Annotated in this window: 13 protein-coding genes and 1 other RNA gene; 3 read left to right on the forward strand and 11 right to left on the reverse strand. The window is 56.0% G+C overall.

Annotated features, from left to right (window positions below; genetic code table 11):
* Positions 1 to 65 precede the first annotated feature (65 nt).
* The 3 genes from OOT55_RS17385 to OOT55_RS17395 all read right to left on the reverse strand — a co-directional run bounded on the left by OOT55_RS17385 (position 66) and on the right by OOT55_RS17395 (position 2,513).
* On the reverse strand, positions 66 to 1,073 hold the full coding sequence (locus tag OOT55_RS17385) for a YqaJ viral recombinase family protein (RefSeq protein WP_265367084.1): 1,008 nt from the start codon (positions 1,071 to 1,073) through the stop codon (positions 66 to 68).
* Positions 1,074 to 1,176: 103 nt separating this feature from the next.
* Positions 1,177 to 2,136, reverse strand: a complete 960-nt coding sequence (locus OOT55_RS17390; RefSeq protein ID WP_265367085.1) for a DUF932 domain-containing protein — start codon at positions 2,134 to 2,136, stop codon at positions 1,177 to 1,179.
* A 71-nt stretch (positions 2,137 to 2,207) separates the two neighbouring features.
* Positions 2,208 to 2,513, reverse strand: a complete 306-nt coding sequence (locus OOT55_RS17395; protein ID WP_265367086.1) for a hypothetical protein — start codon at positions 2,511 to 2,513, stop codon at positions 2,208 to 2,210.
* A gap of 280 nt (positions 2,514 to 2,793) precedes the next feature.
* Here OOT55_RS17395 and OOT55_RS17400 point away from each other — a divergent pair, with 280 nt between their 5' ends.
* The 3 genes from OOT55_RS17400 (at position 2,794) to OOT55_RS17410 (ending at position 7,119) form a co-directional block, all read left to right on the forward strand.
* Entirely contained in the window at positions 2,794 to 3,699 is a 906-nt protein-coding gene (locus OOT55_RS17400; protein WP_265367087.1) for a helix-turn-helix transcriptional regulator, read from the forward strand.
* 1 nt (position 3,700) lies between these two features.
* Positions 3,701 to 5,779 carry a RecQ family ATP-dependent DNA helicase gene (locus OOT55_RS17405; RefSeq protein WP_265367088.1) on the forward strand — a complete coding sequence of 693 codons (2,079 nt, stop codon included), beginning with the start codon at positions 3,701 to 3,703 and terminating at the stop codon, positions 5,777 to 5,779.
* A gap of 122 nt (positions 5,780 to 5,901) precedes the next feature.
* The gene (locus OOT55_RS17410; RefSeq protein ID WP_265367089.1) at positions 5,902 to 7,119 is read left to right on the forward strand and encodes a DNA-processing protein DprA; all 1,218 of its coding nucleotides are present in this window, start codon (positions 5,902 to 5,904) and stop codon (positions 7,117 to 7,119) included.
* Positions 7,120 to 7,435: 316 nt separating this feature from the next.
* Here the strand turns inward: OOT55_RS17410 and OOT55_RS17415 are convergent, their stop codons facing one another.
* The 8 genes from OOT55_RS17415 to urtB all read right to left on the reverse strand — a co-directional run bounded on the left by OOT55_RS17415 (position 7,436) and on the right by urtB (position 17,114).
* The gene (locus OOT55_RS17415) at positions 7,436 to 9,178 is read right to left on the reverse strand and encodes a hypothetical protein (protein WP_265367090.1); all 1,743 of its coding nucleotides are present in this window, start codon (positions 9,176 to 9,178) and stop codon (positions 7,436 to 7,438) included.
* A 228-nt stretch (positions 9,179 to 9,406) separates the two neighbouring features.
* Positions 9,407 to 10,648 (reverse strand): integrase domain-containing protein, encoded by a 1,242-nt coding sequence (locus tag OOT55_RS17420; protein WP_265367091.1) that lies wholly within the window; start codon positions 10,646 to 10,648, stop codon positions 9,407 to 9,409.
* Positions 10,649 to 10,833: 185 nt separating this feature from the next.
* Positions 10,834 to 11,190: a transfer-messenger RNA gene (gene ssrA / locus OOT55_RS17425) on the reverse strand.
* A 182-nt stretch (positions 11,191 to 11,372) separates the two neighbouring features.
* Positions 11,373 to 12,518 (reverse strand): OmpA family protein, encoded by a 1,146-nt coding sequence (locus OOT55_RS17430; RefSeq protein WP_265367092.1) that lies wholly within the window; start codon positions 12,516 to 12,518, stop codon positions 11,373 to 11,375.
* Between the two features lie 142 nt (positions 12,519 to 12,660).
* The gene (gene urtE / locus OOT55_RS17435) at positions 12,661 to 13,356 is read right to left on the reverse strand and encodes an urea ABC transporter ATP-binding subunit UrtE (RefSeq protein ID WP_265367093.1); all 696 of its coding nucleotides are present in this window, start codon (positions 13,354 to 13,356) and stop codon (positions 12,661 to 12,663) included.
* A gap of 131 nt (positions 13,357 to 13,487) precedes the next feature.
* Positions 13,488 to 14,312 (reverse strand): urea ABC transporter ATP-binding protein UrtD, encoded by an 825-nt coding sequence (urtD, locus tag OOT55_RS17440; protein WP_265367094.1) that lies wholly within the window; start codon positions 14,310 to 14,312, stop codon positions 13,488 to 13,490.
* On the reverse strand, positions 14,309 to 15,454 hold the full coding sequence (gene urtC, locus OOT55_RS17445) for an urea ABC transporter permease subunit UrtC (protein ID WP_265367095.1): 1,146 nt from the start codon (positions 15,452 to 15,454) through the stop codon (positions 14,309 to 14,311). The genes urtD and urtC overlap by 4 nt, the downstream gene beginning before the upstream one ends.
* Positions 15,455 to 15,488: 34 nt before the next feature.
* Entirely contained in the window at positions 15,489 to 17,114 is a 1,626-nt protein-coding gene (gene urtB / locus OOT55_RS17450) for an urea ABC transporter permease subunit UrtB (RefSeq protein ID WP_265367096.1), read from the reverse strand.
* Positions 17,115 to 17,117: the final 3 nt, after the last annotated feature.

A 17,117-nucleotide genomic window follows, 5' to 3' on the forward strand; every position in this document is an offset into this window, starting at 1 on the left:
CAAGGGAGTGGATAAAGAAGGAGTTGATAGAAGGGGGACGTAAAGCTGAGCGCAATTACGCCCGCTCAGTCAGTCGAGCGAACCAGAAAGCGCCGGCTACCGGGGCGTGTGGTGTGGTATTCGTTCATCAGCTCCGGTAGGTCCCTCATCAGAGCATCGGTATTCAAGGCTTTGCTGTCCTTGCTCCGCTTCCAGGAGATCGAGCCCCGCGCAAAGGTGGCACGGGTCGCCTCGCCCATGGCCTGTTGCAGGGTTTGCTTGAGCAGCTCCTCCTGCTGAGTCAGGGTTTTGAGCTTATGGCGGGCCGTGACCAACTGATCGAACACGTTGCACAGGTGCGGGTCATCGGTGAAGTCGACCGTTTCACCATCGTCCTGGGGATATAGGTACCGCAAGGCGGTTCCGGCGGACTCCGACCCATCCGCTGGGGGCGGGGTGTCGGTTTCCACGTAGTCCCAGAACTTGCGCTCCAGCTCGATCAACCGGGCAATCAGCGCATCGTCCCGCTCAATGCGGTGCACCTGAATCTCCTGGCCACAGAGCAACACACAGACATCGGCGGCGGCTTTGCCGGTGACCGCCAACTGGTGCTGAACCTGGCACTGCACGTATTCCGGTACACCGTCGCGCCACAGCCGCACCCCAAACTCCCCGGCGGTCTTGCATTCGAGTATCTGAACATCGGATACGCCCACCACCGAGTAGTCCAGGTTGGCCAGCATCCAGGCTTTGTCCTGGTCGGGGTGCTGCAAGACGGCGTTCACCCGACGCACCTTGTTGCCCGTGCGCTTGGTGTAGTGGGTGGCCACAATCGGTTCGAGAATATGGCCCCAGTACATGGGGGAGCCATCGTCATCGGGATCAACCGAAGGGAGCTGATCCTCCCGGCCGGTTTTGATCATCCACAGCTCAAGCTGGGATTGGTAAGGGTTGAGGCCCACGGCCGCCGCTGCATCGCTGGCGCCAATGCCGGTCTGGCGAACCTTGAGCCAGTCGTTCCGGCTCAGGTCTTTGGTGGAGACCAGCCGCAGGGCGGGCCGTTGCTTGGGTGAGGTAATGCGGGGTGCTTTCATTATCGAGTCTCCCAGACGCACAAAAGCCCCAGCCACGCGTACCGGTGGCTGGGGCTTCTATGAGGTTGACGGTAAATAAAGAAGGAAGAGTAGAGCCGTGGGCTCAGGCGACCATCAGCAGGGCCTCGTCCAGAGCCCGACCTTTGAGCGCCGCGCCCTGGCCGAACCAGGCAGAATCCAGCCGGTTGTCCTGGCTGCGTGCTCGGCGCTCATGGTCTACGAACTGGGTGACGGCATTGAGCAGACCATAGGCGGTGCCTCTGGAGGAGGCGAGATCCGCCCCCAGGCCCTGGCCGTCATACAGCGCTTGCACGCGAGCCATATTGCGCTCGGTACCTTTGCTGATGGAGACCTTGTCCGGATCACCCATGACCCGCAGTAGGAAGTGGTGCGCCTCGCTGTCTTTAACGGAGCGGTTGCTCAAGTGCTTCATCCGGTACATGAACTCGTCCCACGCGGAGACGGTAATGCCCAGCGACCGCTTGACCGCCTTGGCATCAAATACCGAGCGGTGGGGCACCTTCACCGCGCCCGCGCCGCTACCCAGTGCCACGGCCAGGGTGTTATTACACACCACCCGCACACTGGTGAACTGGGCGGTGGTGGCCATGGTGCCGTCACAGGCGGTGGCCAGCAACACATAGCCCTTGGTGGTGTCCTTGCCCTTGAGCGTGGTGTACTGCCCGGTGCGGGCCAGAGCCCAGAGCTTGCGCCCGCCCTTGAGCACGCCCGCCGTCTCCAGCTCGAAGCCGGAGCGCTCGGTCAGATCCCGGTAAAACTCCAGAATCTCCCGAGGCTGGACCACCTTGTACCGGTTGCCCACTACGGACAGTGGGTCGTGGGTGTCCGAGCGATACAGCACCTTGTGATCATCGAAGGGCTTGATCTCGCCCAGGTACTCACGCTGCCCGGCAATAAAGCGTACCGGGGACTCCTGGATCTCCCAATCCATGCCGGCCTGAATGACCCAGTCATCGATGGGAAGACCGGTGTCCAATTGACGACCCAGGCCGTGCCACGGGGTCTGGCCAACATAGGCCATGTTTTCAACGAGATGTGCCATAGTGGTTCTCCTACGGAATAAAGGGCCCAGACCGATAGCGGTCTGAGCAAAGTTTGATCAATGGGGGTGGGCTAAAACCGGTGCTCGCAGCCCAGACAGCGGTAGGCCTGGAATACCTCCTCATCAAGCTTGTCGCCGAGCTTCACGCCGACGGCGCAGCCCGAGAGTCCGCCCACAATGGCGCCAAGCACCGCGCCCGAGGCGGCACCCGCTGGTCCCGCGATAGCTCCGACGGTGTAGCCCAGTCGGGCGCCGCTAGTAGCACTAATGGCCCCGCTGATGGCGCCAGCGGTTGTGCCAACGGTGCCACCGACCTTGCGGCCATAGCGGCTGGGTATAATGCGGTGGGAATCACAACGAGGGCATGCGGTGTGCATAGCCGTATCTCCTATATCAACCAGGGTTTACCGGCGTGCTGGGGCCGGGGTCATGGGGGTGATATAGGTTTGAAACTGTCTGGGATTCGGTTGCCGAGCTGGAGAGGGGGGGGCGATTAATTACGAACTAATATGTGACTAACAAATAAATCGCGATAGGCGTGTCATCATCATTATGATAAGGTTATTATTATAATGATTTTGTGAACGGGTTTCTGGGTGGACCATGTACTTCCCGTAATAACCACAAGCAGTCGCCAACTCGAACGAGCCGGCCCAGATGCCGAACCACAAGCTTGCAGATTTAACACAGCCACAACGTGATCGGCTCGCATTCGTAGAATTGCGTTTGCGCTTTGTCGGGGAGATGCGCCGCCAAGATTCGGTCGCGCGGTTTGGTATTCAGTCTGCCGCAGCATCTAGAGACCTCGCGCTTTACAGAGACTTGGCTCCTAACAACATTAAGTACGACTCCAAGGGCAAGTCCTATATCTTGGGTGCGGGCTTCCGGCCCGTGTTTGACTTCCCCCCCGAGCGGGTGCTGTCGTGGCTGACTCAAGGCTTTGGAGATGGAGAGCCCGTGCGGCTGAAAGCGTGGGTTGCCAGTGAGAGCCCGTCACGAGCCACACCAATAGACTTGGATGTGCTCGCGAGTGTAACTCGGGCTATCTATCAAGAGTGTCCACTTGGCATCGAGCACCACTCGATTTCTAGTGGCCGCTCTGAGCGTGAGATCGTCCCTTTCGCGTTGATCGATAACGGCTTTTGTTGGCTCGTCCGTGCATTCGACCGGAGGACTAATGAATTTCGGGATTTCGCTCTCAGCAGAATTAGACAACCCGTGGTGCTCAAAGGACAGATAGTGGCGCCACACGAGGCCAGCAATCAGGATATTCAGTGGGCCCGGACCGTTGAATTGGAGTTGGTTCCACATCCTGACCAGCCTAGGCCGGAGATCACCGAAATGGACTTTGGTATGCGGGGAGGCGTGCTACGGATCAAGCTGAGGGCTGCCACAGCCGGTTACATCCTTCGCCAATTGAACGTCGACTGCTCACCCGACCACAGTCTGCGTTCTAAGGAATTCAGGCTGTGGCTAAAAGATTACCAGCCGCTGTGCGGTGTTCAGAATGCTTTGGTGGCGCCCGGCTATCGCTCGCCCGACCAGATCAAAGGAGAGTATTGACGTGGCTTACAACCCAAAACGCGCCCTGGAACTTCTCCGGATCGGATCCGGGAGCGCTGACGCCACATTCCGTGAGGATCAAGAAGATGCCATTCGTCACATTGTCGAAGGCAGAGGCCGCTTGCTCGTAGTGCAGAAAACCGGGTGGGGTAAGAGCTTTGTTTACTTCATTGCGACCAAGTTGCTGCGAGAAGCGGGTGCCGGTCCTGCGCTGCTTATCTCGCCGCTACTGGCACTGATGCGAAATCAAATTACTGCGGCGGAGCGGATGGGAGTTCGCGCGGGCACCATTAATTCCGACAACAGGGACGAGTGGACCTCAGTTGAGGGAGAGCTAGCTAACGGCGAAATCGATATTTTATTGATCTCACCCGAGCGGCTCGCAAGTGAGCGCTTTCGTACTCAGATGCTGGCAGGTATAGCTGCGCAAATTTCTCTGCTGGTCATTGACGAAGCGCACTGCATTTCCGATTGGGGGCATGACTTCCGCCCTCACTATCGACTGCTGGAGCGTATTGTCAAGACTTTACCCTCCAATCTTCGGCTCTTGGCTACTACGGCGACCGCGAACAACAGGGTGATGGACGATCTCACTGCGGTTCTTGGCCCGAACCTTGACGTGTCCCGTGGCGACCTCAATCGCAGCTCTCTTTCGTTGCAGGCCATCCACTTACCCAGCCAGGCCGAGCGACTCGCCTGGCTGGCAGAGCAACTCGTAACGCTGCAGGGTCACGGCATCATCTATACATTGACGGTGAGAGACGCCAATCAAGTGGCTGAATGGCTAAAAGCCCAAGGTTTTAACGTGGCGGCCTACACCGGCGAAACGGGTGACCGTAGAGAGCAACTGGAGCAGGCGCTGCTCAATAACCGAGTAAAAGCGCTGGTTGCGACAACGGCTTTGGGGATGGGTTACGATAAGCCCGATTTGGCGTTTGTGATCCACTACCAAATGCCAGGTTCGGTGGTCGCCTACTATCAGCAGGTTGGTCGCGCGGGACGTGCGTTGGACGCCGCCTATGGCGTGCTGCTCAGTGGCGAGGAAGAGCGCGGCATTATGGACTGGTTTATCCGCAGTGCCTTCCCGACCCGGCAGGAAGTTGCCGATGTTCTTGAGGCGCTTGAAGACGAGCCGAATGGCCTGTCCGTCCCTGAGCTGCTGAGTCGAGTCAACCTCAGCAAGAAGCGAGTCGAGAAGACGATTGCACTTCTCTCACTCGAAGCTCCAGCGCCCATCGCCAAACAAGGCAGTAAATGGCAGCTCACAGCCGCAGTGCTGGGTGAAGGCTTCTGGGATAGAACGGAACGATTGACCGCGTTACGGCTAGCCGAGCACCAGCAAATGGAGGAATATGTTAGACTGCCGTTTGGTGATCACATGGAATTCCTGATCGACGCGCTTGACGGCGACCCGCACAGCGTCACGAAACCAGCCTTACCACCTCTGCCCGCCGTTGTGGATGCTGAGCTGGTCAGAGCTGCCGTCGCATTTCTTCGCCGAACCACCTTGCCTATAGAGCCGCGCAAAAAATGGCCCGATGGTGGGATGCCTTTGTACGATGTTAGGGGCCACATTGCTCCCGCATTCCGAGCTGAACCGGGTAAAGCGTTATGCGTTTGGGGTGATGCCGGCTGGGGGCGCATTGTTCGAGATAACCGGTACCGAGATGGTTACTTTTCGGATCAGCTGGTTCAGGCATGCGCTGAAATGATTGCTCAGTGGCGGCCGCATCCAGTTCCGGAATGGGTCACTGCTATCCCGTCTCTAAAACACCCCGAGATTGTTCCGAATTTCGCAGAAAGACTGGCAGGCTCGCTAGGGCTTCCTTTCCATGAAGTGCTAGTGAAAACGGAAGACAGACCAGAGCAGAAGACCATGGCAAATGCCACTCAGCAAGCACGCAACCTCGACGGTTCGCTCAGATTAGTGGAACTGCCCATTCCTAGTGGGCCCGTTCTCCTCGTGGATGACATTGTCAATTCCCGATGGACCCTCACGGTGGCGGCATGGCTTCTGCGACTGGGGGGGAGTGGTGAGGTGTTCCCAGTGGCCCTTTCACAAACGGGGCATAACGAATAATGCGATCCCTCTCACCTAACACTCAGGCTATCCTTTTACTGACGGCGCCGCTCATTGTTGGACGTGGGGCTCGGTCCCCTGATCTGTTGTCGCCAGGGGAATACAAACGGCTTGCGCAACATTTGCGCGATATTAAGCGCCAGCCAGCAGATCTTGTTTCCCCAGCTGCTCTTGAGGTCATGCGTGAATGCCAACCAGTAATTGACGAGGGGCGCCTGCAGCGATTACTGAAGCGTGGGTTTCTACTGAGTCAGGTGATCGAGCACTGGCAGTCACGTGCAATTTGGGTGGTTAGTCGTGCGGATCCCGAGTACCCACGCCGCTTGAAGGCCCGTCTCAGAGAGGACGCGCCAGCGGTGCTTTACGGTTGTGGCGATATTAGTATATTAGAAACTGGTGGGCTTGCCGTCGTGGGTTCGCGCCGGGTGAGCGATGACTTGGTTGATTACACCATGTCTGTCGGAAGCCTGGCTGCCAGCGCAGGTCGGACCGTCATCTCGGGGGGGGCTAGGGGCGTTGATCAAGCCGCCATGCGAGGTGCTTCGGAATCAGGTGGAAAGGTGATTGGCGTTCTTGCTGAAAACCTTGAAAAGACCGTCATGAATCGTGAGGAAAGAAATCGTTTGCGTGGCGGCAATTTGGTACTCGTTTCTGCTTACGATCCAAGTGCTGGATTTAATGTTGGCCACGCTATGCAGAGAAACAAGCTGATTTACGCATTAGCAGACACCTCACTAGTGGTCAGTTCTGATCTCAAAAAAGGTGGTACTTGGGCGGGCGCCGAAGAGCAGCTCGATAAACTAAAATTCGTGCCGGTCTTCGTTCGATCAACGGGTGAGTCATCTGCCGCTCTGGATGCTCTGCGCGAGAAAGGCGCACTTCCTTGGCCGAACCCACAAGACGTGGCTTCGTTAGATGACGTGTTCAATGTGGCGATGCCTACGACGTTTCCACAGGCCGATTTGCCGTTGTTTTCGAGCGAGGAGGCGCCGTCAGTCGACACTCAGTCATCACCACCTGTTAACGTTGCCGCAGCTGGGCAACTAGCCGCAGTGGTGGAATGCTTGCCATCCATAACGCTAGGTTCAGCTGCACAGGTAGACGTTTCCACGGAAACTCCACAGCCGGAGTTGACCCCAGCCGAAGCGCTCTTTGCAGTCGTGCGTGAAGCCATTCAGCAACTCGCGAGTGAGCCGGTGAAGGACACCGAGGTGGCCGCTGCGTTGGACGTCTCAAACGCGCAGGCCAAGGAATGGCTAACTCGTCTGGTCAAAGAAGGTGTGCTGGAAAAGAAAAAGAAGCCGGTTAGCTATATAGTCAAGCAGAAACGCCTGCTCTAGTAGCTGGGAGAGAATATGAGTACAAGCCGAAGTACGACGGCTTCGATGATATAAGAGAGCCACGTGCTTAGCCGAAATGTCCAGCCAGGCCTAGTACGCAGCTGATTTCGGGGCATGCACTTCCTCACTGTTACTCTCCAAGCGCACCGGCGATGTTTCTTGGTTGGGAATACCAGGAAGCCCTTAATGTTTCCAAATGTTTCCGCCATTGATATCGTTGTGGTGGATTTGGCAGAAAGGGCGGAAACGTCAAAGTCCTAAGAGATGACTACTTACGGCGGCCACCAAGGACTGTGTCCCCATGTGGGACCTAGTGTCATAGAAGGCTACTAGATATGCATATGTCGTCTACGTTGACATTACATGTGGCGTTCATAAAGAGGTCATACTGCTCCTTTGTTGTTTCTCCAAATGCTCCAGACTCGATATACCTTGCCGCGATGTTGTCGGGTCGGTGAATCGGCATTCTTTCCCCGATAGACCTTACCTTTTCATCGTTATTCGTTAACTGGATGATACTGCCGTTCTCCAGAATGTTCCTAAACGTGTTCCAATCATAAAAGTGTATTTCGTCGTGAGTGTATAAATTGAGGAATGGCTGGTTGTGTAGTACGATGAAATGGCTGTTTTCTGGAGTTGCAGAAAAGGCAGGTGTTCGCTTCAGTCTATCTCTAATGCTTTGGTGCATCATGTTGTCCCGTAATACTTTTAGCTGTCTATAGCCTTTCCTGCAGTCATCACCATCATTGGCGAAGAATTTTATTTGCTCCGAGAGATAGGTGGGTGTCCAGGTCAATTTATATTTGATTTGAATGAAAAAAAATAGAGATTTTTCGGTGTCATGGAGTATTACGTCAACATCATAGCCAGTTATTGCGGCTTTCGGGCCCGGTGGGGCGAGCCCCTCATAAGCGGTATAGCCGTAGCGTTGGAGCCCTTTTAGGTGATTCAAAATGTGGTTTTCGAAGGCTTTCGATATGCCGTTAATGAATGTGTCTTCAGGGGAGTAGTATTTTGGATGTAGATATCCCATTAACTTCCTGATGCCGTACCTGAATTGTAAAGTCCCTCTGTGATAATGATCGCCTTTCAAGGATATGAAGTTGCTTGCGAGTCCAAATTGAGGCGGCTGCTGATCCAGCATTCCGTCAATGAATTCAATTGTTTCATCTGGTATAAGTCTTTGCCTATGAATCCAGGATTTTTCGATACGGTCAGAGTGGCGAGACCTTGCTTCGATCAGCACCGCAAGTCCAATGAGATCTCTAATTAATTTGTACTTTGGTTGCCTCCTGAGCTCACTCGTGAGGCAGCTTTGCGATATAGAGAATGCTTTATCTAATACACGATCTACAGCCTCCACGAAAAGCAGTGGCGGAATCCGTGTGTTCATGAATGGTTCAAATCGGCTTATTAACCATGCCATGTCTGCCAGCTGTGAGTGGTACTCTAGTAGTTCGGACGCCCAGTAGGTAGTAATGAACGTAGAAAAAGTGCTGTTTCTATATAAAAGTATACTATTCGAACTTGCCTTGATCCGGTAGAACCGACTCTTTAGAAGCCAGTACACTTCGCTTAAGTGGTAAAGCGCCCATAGATGTGGGCTTTCTGAAATCGGGAGATCGTAACCTGGGGGAAGTCCTAGGGACTCACTGATGCGGCTGGTGTGATAGCTACTTTTGGCCGCATAGTGCGCTAAGAGGAAGGCTTCGGTGAATTCTATATCGCCACCTTCCTTGGAAGTTATAGGGGTTGTTGCTAGGACGTAGTGCTGAGCGAGGGCGTTTATGCACCTGTCTAGGTTGTGTGGGCTGGGCTCTAAGTCCGTAAGTTTTAATTGTAAAAGTTCTTTTTGGGCTCCTTTTCTGAGCTTTACCAATAATTGAGTGAAGATATTTATTAGATCTTCTTCAGAAACAAATCTGCGTAGCATGGGAATTTTGAAAAGTAGTCGGCCTTTTAGGCTCGGCTTCTTGTAGAGCTGTTCGAGTATTACTCCATTTTTTATCGGATTGTCGATAAACCCCAGTAGGTATTCGCAGTTGTTTTCATAAAGCATAGGCGAACTTATTCATTTTCAGTTTTCACAATAAATTATTCGAATACATCGCGGTAATCTAGCGAGGATACAGAGCTGCGCCGCAGCATTTCGAATAGGCAGAAATCGGGCAATCTCTTCTATGATGGCTTGAGAAAAGGTTTTACCCAAGAGAGAGACGGTGACATGACGCGATCCAGAATCACTTGCGTTGTGCGGCCCGAGCTTTGGCTCTTGAGAATAGCTCTGTTATCCATTTGCCACCCTTAGAGAAGGGCTTTGACTAGCTGATAGAGAGCCTATCGAAGCCTTTTCGATCTGCTGACTCCAAACCTCCATGAGTTCTCTTCGGGATTCCAGGTAGTCTGTCCGGTTGTAGTCGCCACGCACGCTGCTATCGACGTGTGCCAAGCACACCTCAATCAGCTCCGGGTCCTGCCGCATTTCATTCAGTACGGTGCTGGCCAATGCCCTCAAGCCGTGGCTGACAAGCTTACCCCCATAGCCCATCCGCTTAAGCGCCATATTGGCGGTTTGGCTATTGGTGTGGGTTCGTGGGTTGCGGTCAGATGGAAACAGGTGCTCCCGGTGTCCACTGATCGGTTTTAACGCTTCCAGCAGCGCCAGGCTTTGCTCCGTTAGTGGCACTATGTGCTCTTTCCGCTTTTTCATTCGCTCGGCAGGTATTGTCCATAACTGCTTCTCGAAGTCGATTTCTTCCCAGCGGGCGCCTGCCGCTTCCGACGGGCGTGTCATGGTATGCAGCTGCCATTCGATCAGCAAGCGAGTGACTCGCTTAATGCTGGCGTTGGCGATGGTTTGTACCAGCTCCGGCAATTCTTCCGGCTTGATGGTGGGCATATTCTTCTTCTTGGGTTTTAGGAAGGCCTCTCTTATGCCGCTGAGCGGGTTGGTTGGTAAGTACCCACTATTTGTGGCGTGGGTCATGATTTCGTTTAGCCGCTGGCACAGGCGCTTGACGGTTTCGAGGCTGCCTTTGGCTTCAATAGGGCGCAGGACGTCAATCACTTGGGGGGCGCTAACGTCGGTAATCGGTGTGTGGGCCAGCTTGGGGAAAATGTGGATCTCCAGTGACTTCCAGGAGTCGGCTGCATGGTCGGCGGTTACACGGGACTTCTTCAGCTCAATCCACTCTTCGGCGACCTTGCGCAAGGTGTTGCTGGTCTCCAGCTTCCTTTGCAGTGCTTCTTTGTCTCGGTGCGCTTTGGGGTCGATACCCTGGGCAACGAGTGCGCGGCTCTCTTTGGTTTTTTCGCGAGCTTGGGCAAGGCTGATTTCGGGGTACCTACCCAGCCCCATGTTGACTCGTTTCTTGGAGATGGGGTGACGGTAGTTGAAGTTCCACAGGCGCGAGCCGTTGGTGCGCACGCGGAGTTGAAGGCCACCCCCATCGGACAGGACGTAGTCTTTGTCTCGAGGCTTGGCGGCGGCGACCTGCTTGGCCTTCAGGGTGGTGGTGTAGGTGCTCATTGGGTATTCCAGACTGCCATTTGGTATTCCAAAATATAGCATTGGGCGCCTTGGAATACCACTTGGAATACCTGGGGTGTCGGTTGTTGCTGGATCTTATCGGACGTTAATGGACTGAAAAACCACGTAACTGCTTGATTTTAGGCACAAAAAAAGACGTCCTAGGACGTCTTTAGATGTGGTGATGGTGGAGCCGGGGGGAGTTGAACCCCCGTCCGCCGGTACTCCGCTCTTGGCTCTACATGCTTAGTTTCCGTTTATTGATTTAGCCTCTTACAGCCCAACGGGCAGGACGTAAGACGCGATCCTGTTTAGGTTTTAACGGATCCGCCACAGGCGAGCTTCACCGCGATCCAGTTCTGTTTGACAGTCAATAACGCGGTACTGGCACCTTGCTATTGACCGCTAGCGGGGTTTAGGCCGCTAGAGCGTAGTTGTCGTCGTTGGCAACTATTAAGTTGCAGCTTTGGATTAACGTGATTGGCTGCCATCACGACATGCACCTTGAGTTTCGTTACCGGCGTCGAATCCAAATCGGCCCCGTAAAGGGGAATTTGGTCGCGTCGGGCAGAGTACCAGTCAATCTGGCCGAACCCTGACCCTGCGATTCATGGGACTACCGGAAAAGCCGGAAGTTCCAGAATTGCGAGCATTGTAGGGCCGCTTGAGGGGTAACGCAAGGTCACATGACCCTCAAACGGCCGGTTTCTTCTTTTCGCGCGTCTCACTCCCGGGTTTCGGTGCGGGTCACATCGGCGTTGATCTCCGCGACGACGCGGCGGTTCCGCTCCCGACCGGCAGCGGTGGCGTTGTCGGCGATGGGGCGCTCCTCCCCATAACCCACGGCCTCTACCCGGTCGGCGGACAAGCCAAAGCGTTCAATCAACACGTTGCGGACCGCTTCGGCCCGGCGTTGGGACAGTTGTTGGTTGTAGGCGGCGGCGCCGCTGCTGTCGGTGTGGCCCTCGACGGTGACCCGGGTCTGGTCGAACTGACGCATAAAGTCGGCAACCTGCTGCACCTCGGGCATGAACGGCTCACGAACCTCGGCGCTGTTGGTTTCGAACTGTACCCGCATCTCGATGGACACCGACTCGGTCAGCTCAACCGGGCAGCCTTGATCGTCCACCCGGTACTGGCGGGCGGTATCGGGGCAGTTGTCCCGGTGATCCGGCACGCCGTCGCGGTCGCTGTCCAGAGCGCAGCCGCGGGCATCGACGCGCAGCCCTTCGGGCGTATCGGGACACTGGTCCCGGGTATCGACCACCCCGTCGTTGTCGCTATCCTGTGGTGTGGTTGGGGCGGGTTCGGGCGTGGTTGACCGCGCTGGGCGATCGTCATAACCGAACAGGAAGCTCAGGCCGGTACTGATGGCAAAGTCGGTGTGCTCTGCGTCCAGGTTGTTGAACAGGCGCATATCGGTGCGCCACAGCCAGCGTTTGGACAACTGGTATTTGACCCCGACGCCGGCATTGACCAGGGTGTCATTCTGGGCGCGGGCCAGGTTGGGCCCCGACAGCTCCTGGTCGCCAACGCCGAAGGCAACGTAAGGGCGCGCGCGCTGATTGCGGTCGGCCAGATGATAGAGGGCGTCGAGGCGATACTGTTCGCCGTCGATGTCCACCCCGGTTTCACTCTGTTCGGTGTCGAATTGCGAGGCCATCAACTCCAGCCCCCAGCGCTCGCCCAGGTTCATCCCCAGACCGAGCTGATAGTGACCGCTATCTTCCAGCGGCGTGTCGAATACGGTGCGCCCCACACCACCATGGAGCTCGAAGGTCGGGTGATGCGGATCGTGGTTGTCGGCGAGGGAAAGTGGTGCTGAGGCGAGAGCCAGTACTGTTAGCGGGATTCCAAATTTAAGCGCCATAAAAGTCTCTCCTGAGTGATTCCGTGGCAAGTGATACCTGCTGAGTGTAGCAGGCTTTATCGACAATCCGTGTATGGGGATTAAACAACGTGATTCAAGTCACTCCCTCGTCAGACCCGGATCATGGTATCCCCGCCTGTTGCTATACGCTCAAGTATTTCTGTACCAGATTGTCGTCCAAAGACGCGATGACGCCAGAAGCCTGGGTGTGGCCTTTCTCCATGATAAAAAAGTCATCGGCGACCTTGCGGGCGAACGGCAACTTCTGTTCAACCAGTAGGACGGTGAGCCCCAACTCCCGGTTCAGCGTACCAATCACATTGCCAATGTCGCGCACGATATTGGGCTGAATGCCCTCGGTAGGCTCGTCCAGAAGCAGAACTTTCGGGTCCAGCACCAGAGCCCGACCGATGGCCAGTTGCTGTTGCTGACCGCCGGACAGGTCGCCCCCCCGGCGGTGGCGCATATCGAGCAGTACCGGAAACAACTCGTAGATATGATCCGGGACTTTCGTCTGGCCGTCGCCCCGTGCACCCAGAGAGATTTTGAGATTTTCCTCGACGGTCAGTTGCGGGAAGATTTCCCGGCCCTGGGGGACGTAGCCAATACCGGCCCGGGCACGGGCTTCGGTGGAGAGTTTACTGATGTCTTTGCCGTTTAGCCGGATACTGCCTTCGGCAATGGGCAGTAGACCGGTGATGCATTTGAGTAGGGTGGTTTTGCCCACCCCATTGCGGCCGAGCAGACAGCCGCAGGTGCCTTCGCGGACTTCCAGGGAGAGGTCCCAGAGGATGTGGCTTTGGCCATAGTATTGATTGACGTTTTCGATGGTCAGCACGGGGGGTCTCCGTAGTTACAGTCCAGGTCGTTGGTTGTTTTAGGGGGTATTTACGGCGGATGCGCTGCGCTCCGAATCGTCGGACCGATCCGCCCTACGCTACCTAATGGCGGTATCCGCCGTTACCCACACTATTCACCCAAATACACTTCGATGACTTTCGGGTTGTTCTGCACCTGGTCCATGGTGCCTTCGGCCAACACCGAGCCCTGGTGCAACACCGTCACCTGTCGGGCGATGGAGCGCACAAAGGCCATATCGTGCTCCACCACAATCACCGAGTGGTCACCGGCGAGGGAGGTCAGCAGTTCGGCGGTGCGTTCGGTTTCCTCGCCGGTCATCCCGGCTACGGGTTCATCCACCAGTAGAACCCGGGGGCTCTGCATCAGCAGCATGCCGATTTCCAGCCATTGTTTCTGACCGTGGGAAAGCAGACCGGCGGGGCGTTGAACCTCTGACACTAAACCGATCTTGCGCACAACGGAATCAATACGATCCTGCTGTTCGCCGTTCAAGGATCGGGTCAGGGTGAACCAGACCCGCTTGTCGGCGGCGGTGGCGAGCTCCAGGTTTTCGTACACCGTCAGGGCTTCAAAAATGGTCGGTTTCTGAAATTTCCGGCCGATGCCGCCCCGGGCAATCTGATGTTCTGACAAGTCCAGTAGGTCAATCTGTTGCCCAAAGTAAACGCTGCCCTCGTCGGGCCGGGTTTTCCCGGTAATCACATCCATCATGGTGGTCTTGCCAGCCCCGTTGGGGCCGATGATGCAGCGCAGCTCGCCGTCGTCCACATACAGGTTCAGGTTGTTCAGCGCCTTGAACCCGTCAAAGCTGACCGTCACGCCCTCAACGTACAGGATCGGACCGTGACTGGTATCCAGGGGTTTACCAAAGTTCGGATCCCGTTTGGGAAGTGCCCGTTGACTGAATTGATGGGCTTGCTTGATCAGGTTCATGGCGCCTCCTTGGATTCGGTCGGCTGGCGGGCATCGGTCTGGGGCTCGGTCTTGTTACCTTTGCGCTTGAGGCGATCAAACAGACCCACCAGGCCCTTGGGCAGAATCAAGGTGACAATCACAAACAGGGCGCCGAGCACAAACAGCCAACTTTCCGGGGACCAGGTGGTAAACAGGGTTTTGGCGTAGTTCACCGAGAAGGCACCAATGATGGCACCGTACAAGGTACCGCGTCCGCCGGTTGCCACCCACACGACCAATTCGATGGAATTCAGCGGTGAGAATTCGCCGGGATTGATAATGCCAACCTGCGGAACGTAGAGTGCACCGGCAACACCCGCGAGCATGGCGGAGAACACGAACAGCCACAGCTTGTAAGCTTCCACCTTGTAACCACAGAATCGCGTTCGGCTCTCGGCATCGCGGATGGAGACAATCACCCGCCCCATACGAGAGGTGACGATATACCGGCAGGCCAGATAGCCGAGTATGAGCATTACGGCTGAAGCGATAAACAGACTGTTTCGGGTGCCTTTGGCGCTGACTGAGTGACCCAGAAGGTCCTTGAAGTCGGTCAGGCCGTTGTTGCCACCAAAGCCCATTTCGTTGCGGAAGAACGCCAACATCAGGGCGTAGGTAAGGGCCTGAGTGATGATCGCAAAATAGACGCCCGTCACCCGCGAACGAAACGCGAGCCAGCCAAACACCAGGGCCAGCAGGCCCGGAACGATCAGTACCATCAGCGCGGCAAACCAGAACATATCGAAGCCGAGCCAGTACCAGGGCAGGCTGTCCCAGTTCAGAAACACCATAAAGTCCGGCAGGTCGGGATTGCCGTACTGGCCCCGATCACCAATCTGGCGCATCAGATACATGCCCATGGCGTAGCCGCCCAGGGCGAAAAAGGCACCGTGGCCCAGAGACAGAATGCCGGCGTAGCCCCAGATCAGATCCACAGACAGGGCCAGCAACGCGAAGCACAGAAATTTGCCGATCAGGGTGACCAAGTATGTGGAGATGTAGAACGGCGAGCTCTCGGGCACCAGCATATTGCACACCGGAACGATCACTGCCATCAGGGCCACCAGCCCCAACACCAGCATGCCGCCCCGATCACTGAGTAGTAAACGTTGTGTCAACATAAGCGTCTCTCAAAACCTTTCAGCAGGGCAGGGGCTATTCCGCTGCCCGTCCTTTTTGGGGGAACAGACCTTTGGGGCGTTTCTGGATAAACAGAATCAGCATCACCAGTACCAACACTTTGGCCAGTACGGCACCCGCCCAGGGCTCCATGAATTTGTTGAGTACGCCCAGCCCCATGGCGCCCACCAGGGTGCCCCAGAGGTTACCCACACCACCAAACACCACCACCATAAATGAATCGATGATGTAGGCCTGGCCCAGGTTGGGCCCCACGTTGGTCAGTTGTGACAGCGCCACACCGGCCACGCCCGCCACGCCGGAGCCGAGCCCGAAGGTCATGGCGTCGACCCAACTGGCCCGGACACCGACCGCGCGCGCCATGGGGCGGTTCTGCGACACGGCTCGTACTTTGAGGCCCAGAGAGGTTCGTTTGAGGATGGCCATCAGTACAAAGAACACGATCAGCCCAAAGGCGAGAATGTACAGGCGGTTGTAGGTGAGCGAGAGGGCCGGATTGATGACCATGGAACCACTCATCCACTCGGGCAGCGTTACACTGCGATTGAGCGGCGAAAAGATCGTGCGGGCGGCCTGCTGCAGAATCAGGCTGATGCCGAAAGTGGCCAGCAGGGTTTCCAGTGGGCGGCCGTACAGAAAGCGGATCACGCCGCGCTCAATGGCAATGCCCACCAGACCGGCGACCAGAAAGGCGGCGGGTACCGCCATGGCCAGGCTCCAGGCAATCTGTCCCGGAAACAGTTGTTGAATCACCCAGGTCGTGTAGGCACCAATCATCATCAGCTCGCCATGAGCCATATTGATGACACCCATAACCCCAAAAGTGATGGCGAGGCCGATGGCGGCCAGCAGCAGAACGGAGCCCAGGCTCAGACCGAAAAACAGGCTTTCGACCAGCTCGTAAAATCTCAGCTTACTTTGAATGGATTCCAATGCCTCTGCGGCAGCAGCCTGCACGTCCGGGTCGGAATCGAACTCGCGCAAGCGACGCAGTTCATTACGGGTTTCTCCCTCGAGCGAGCCGCGCAGCGCTTTGATGGCGCTTAAACGTGTTCGTTTGTCATCGCTTTTCAGGTCATAAAGTGACAAGGCACTGTTGATGGCATTGTTCACCAACAGGGTTGTTTCGACGTCGCTGCGTTGGAGCAGCAATTCAATGTTGTTCTCGTCAATCCCCTCTTTGATCATCCGTTGTACCGCTTCAAAGCGGATTTGAGCGTTGTCATCATCCAGGTTCATGCGTGCGAGCAGGTCGCGGAGTTGTCCGCGCATCCGGTTGGTAACCGGTATTCGTTTGGTTTCCAGTTCAAGGTCGGTAGTCAGCGTACCTGTAACCGCATGTTCAAGCCGTTCATCCTCGCGAAGAATATAGACATTGGGCGGATCCAGATCGTCGACGTGAAGGTTTCCTTGCAGCAAGGCATCGAGTATCAGTGGTGTTCGGGTGTGCTTGATTTCAGCGAGGGCATCAATGGCATCGGTACGCTTCATCAGGCTGACCGTCGCCACATTACGTGTGCTTTCGACAAGACGCTCCTCCAGGGGATCTGCCGAAGCCTGATTGTGAACCAGTAGCAGCAAGAGTAGGCCAAACAGGTGGCCCATGACAGGAATCCTGGTGTGCCCGGTGTTGTTGATCATCGC

This window comes from Marinimicrobium sp. C6131 (genome assembly GCF_026153455.1).
Classification (GTDB): Bacteria; Pseudomonadota; Gammaproteobacteria; order Pseudomonadales; family Cellvibrionaceae; genus Marinimicrobium.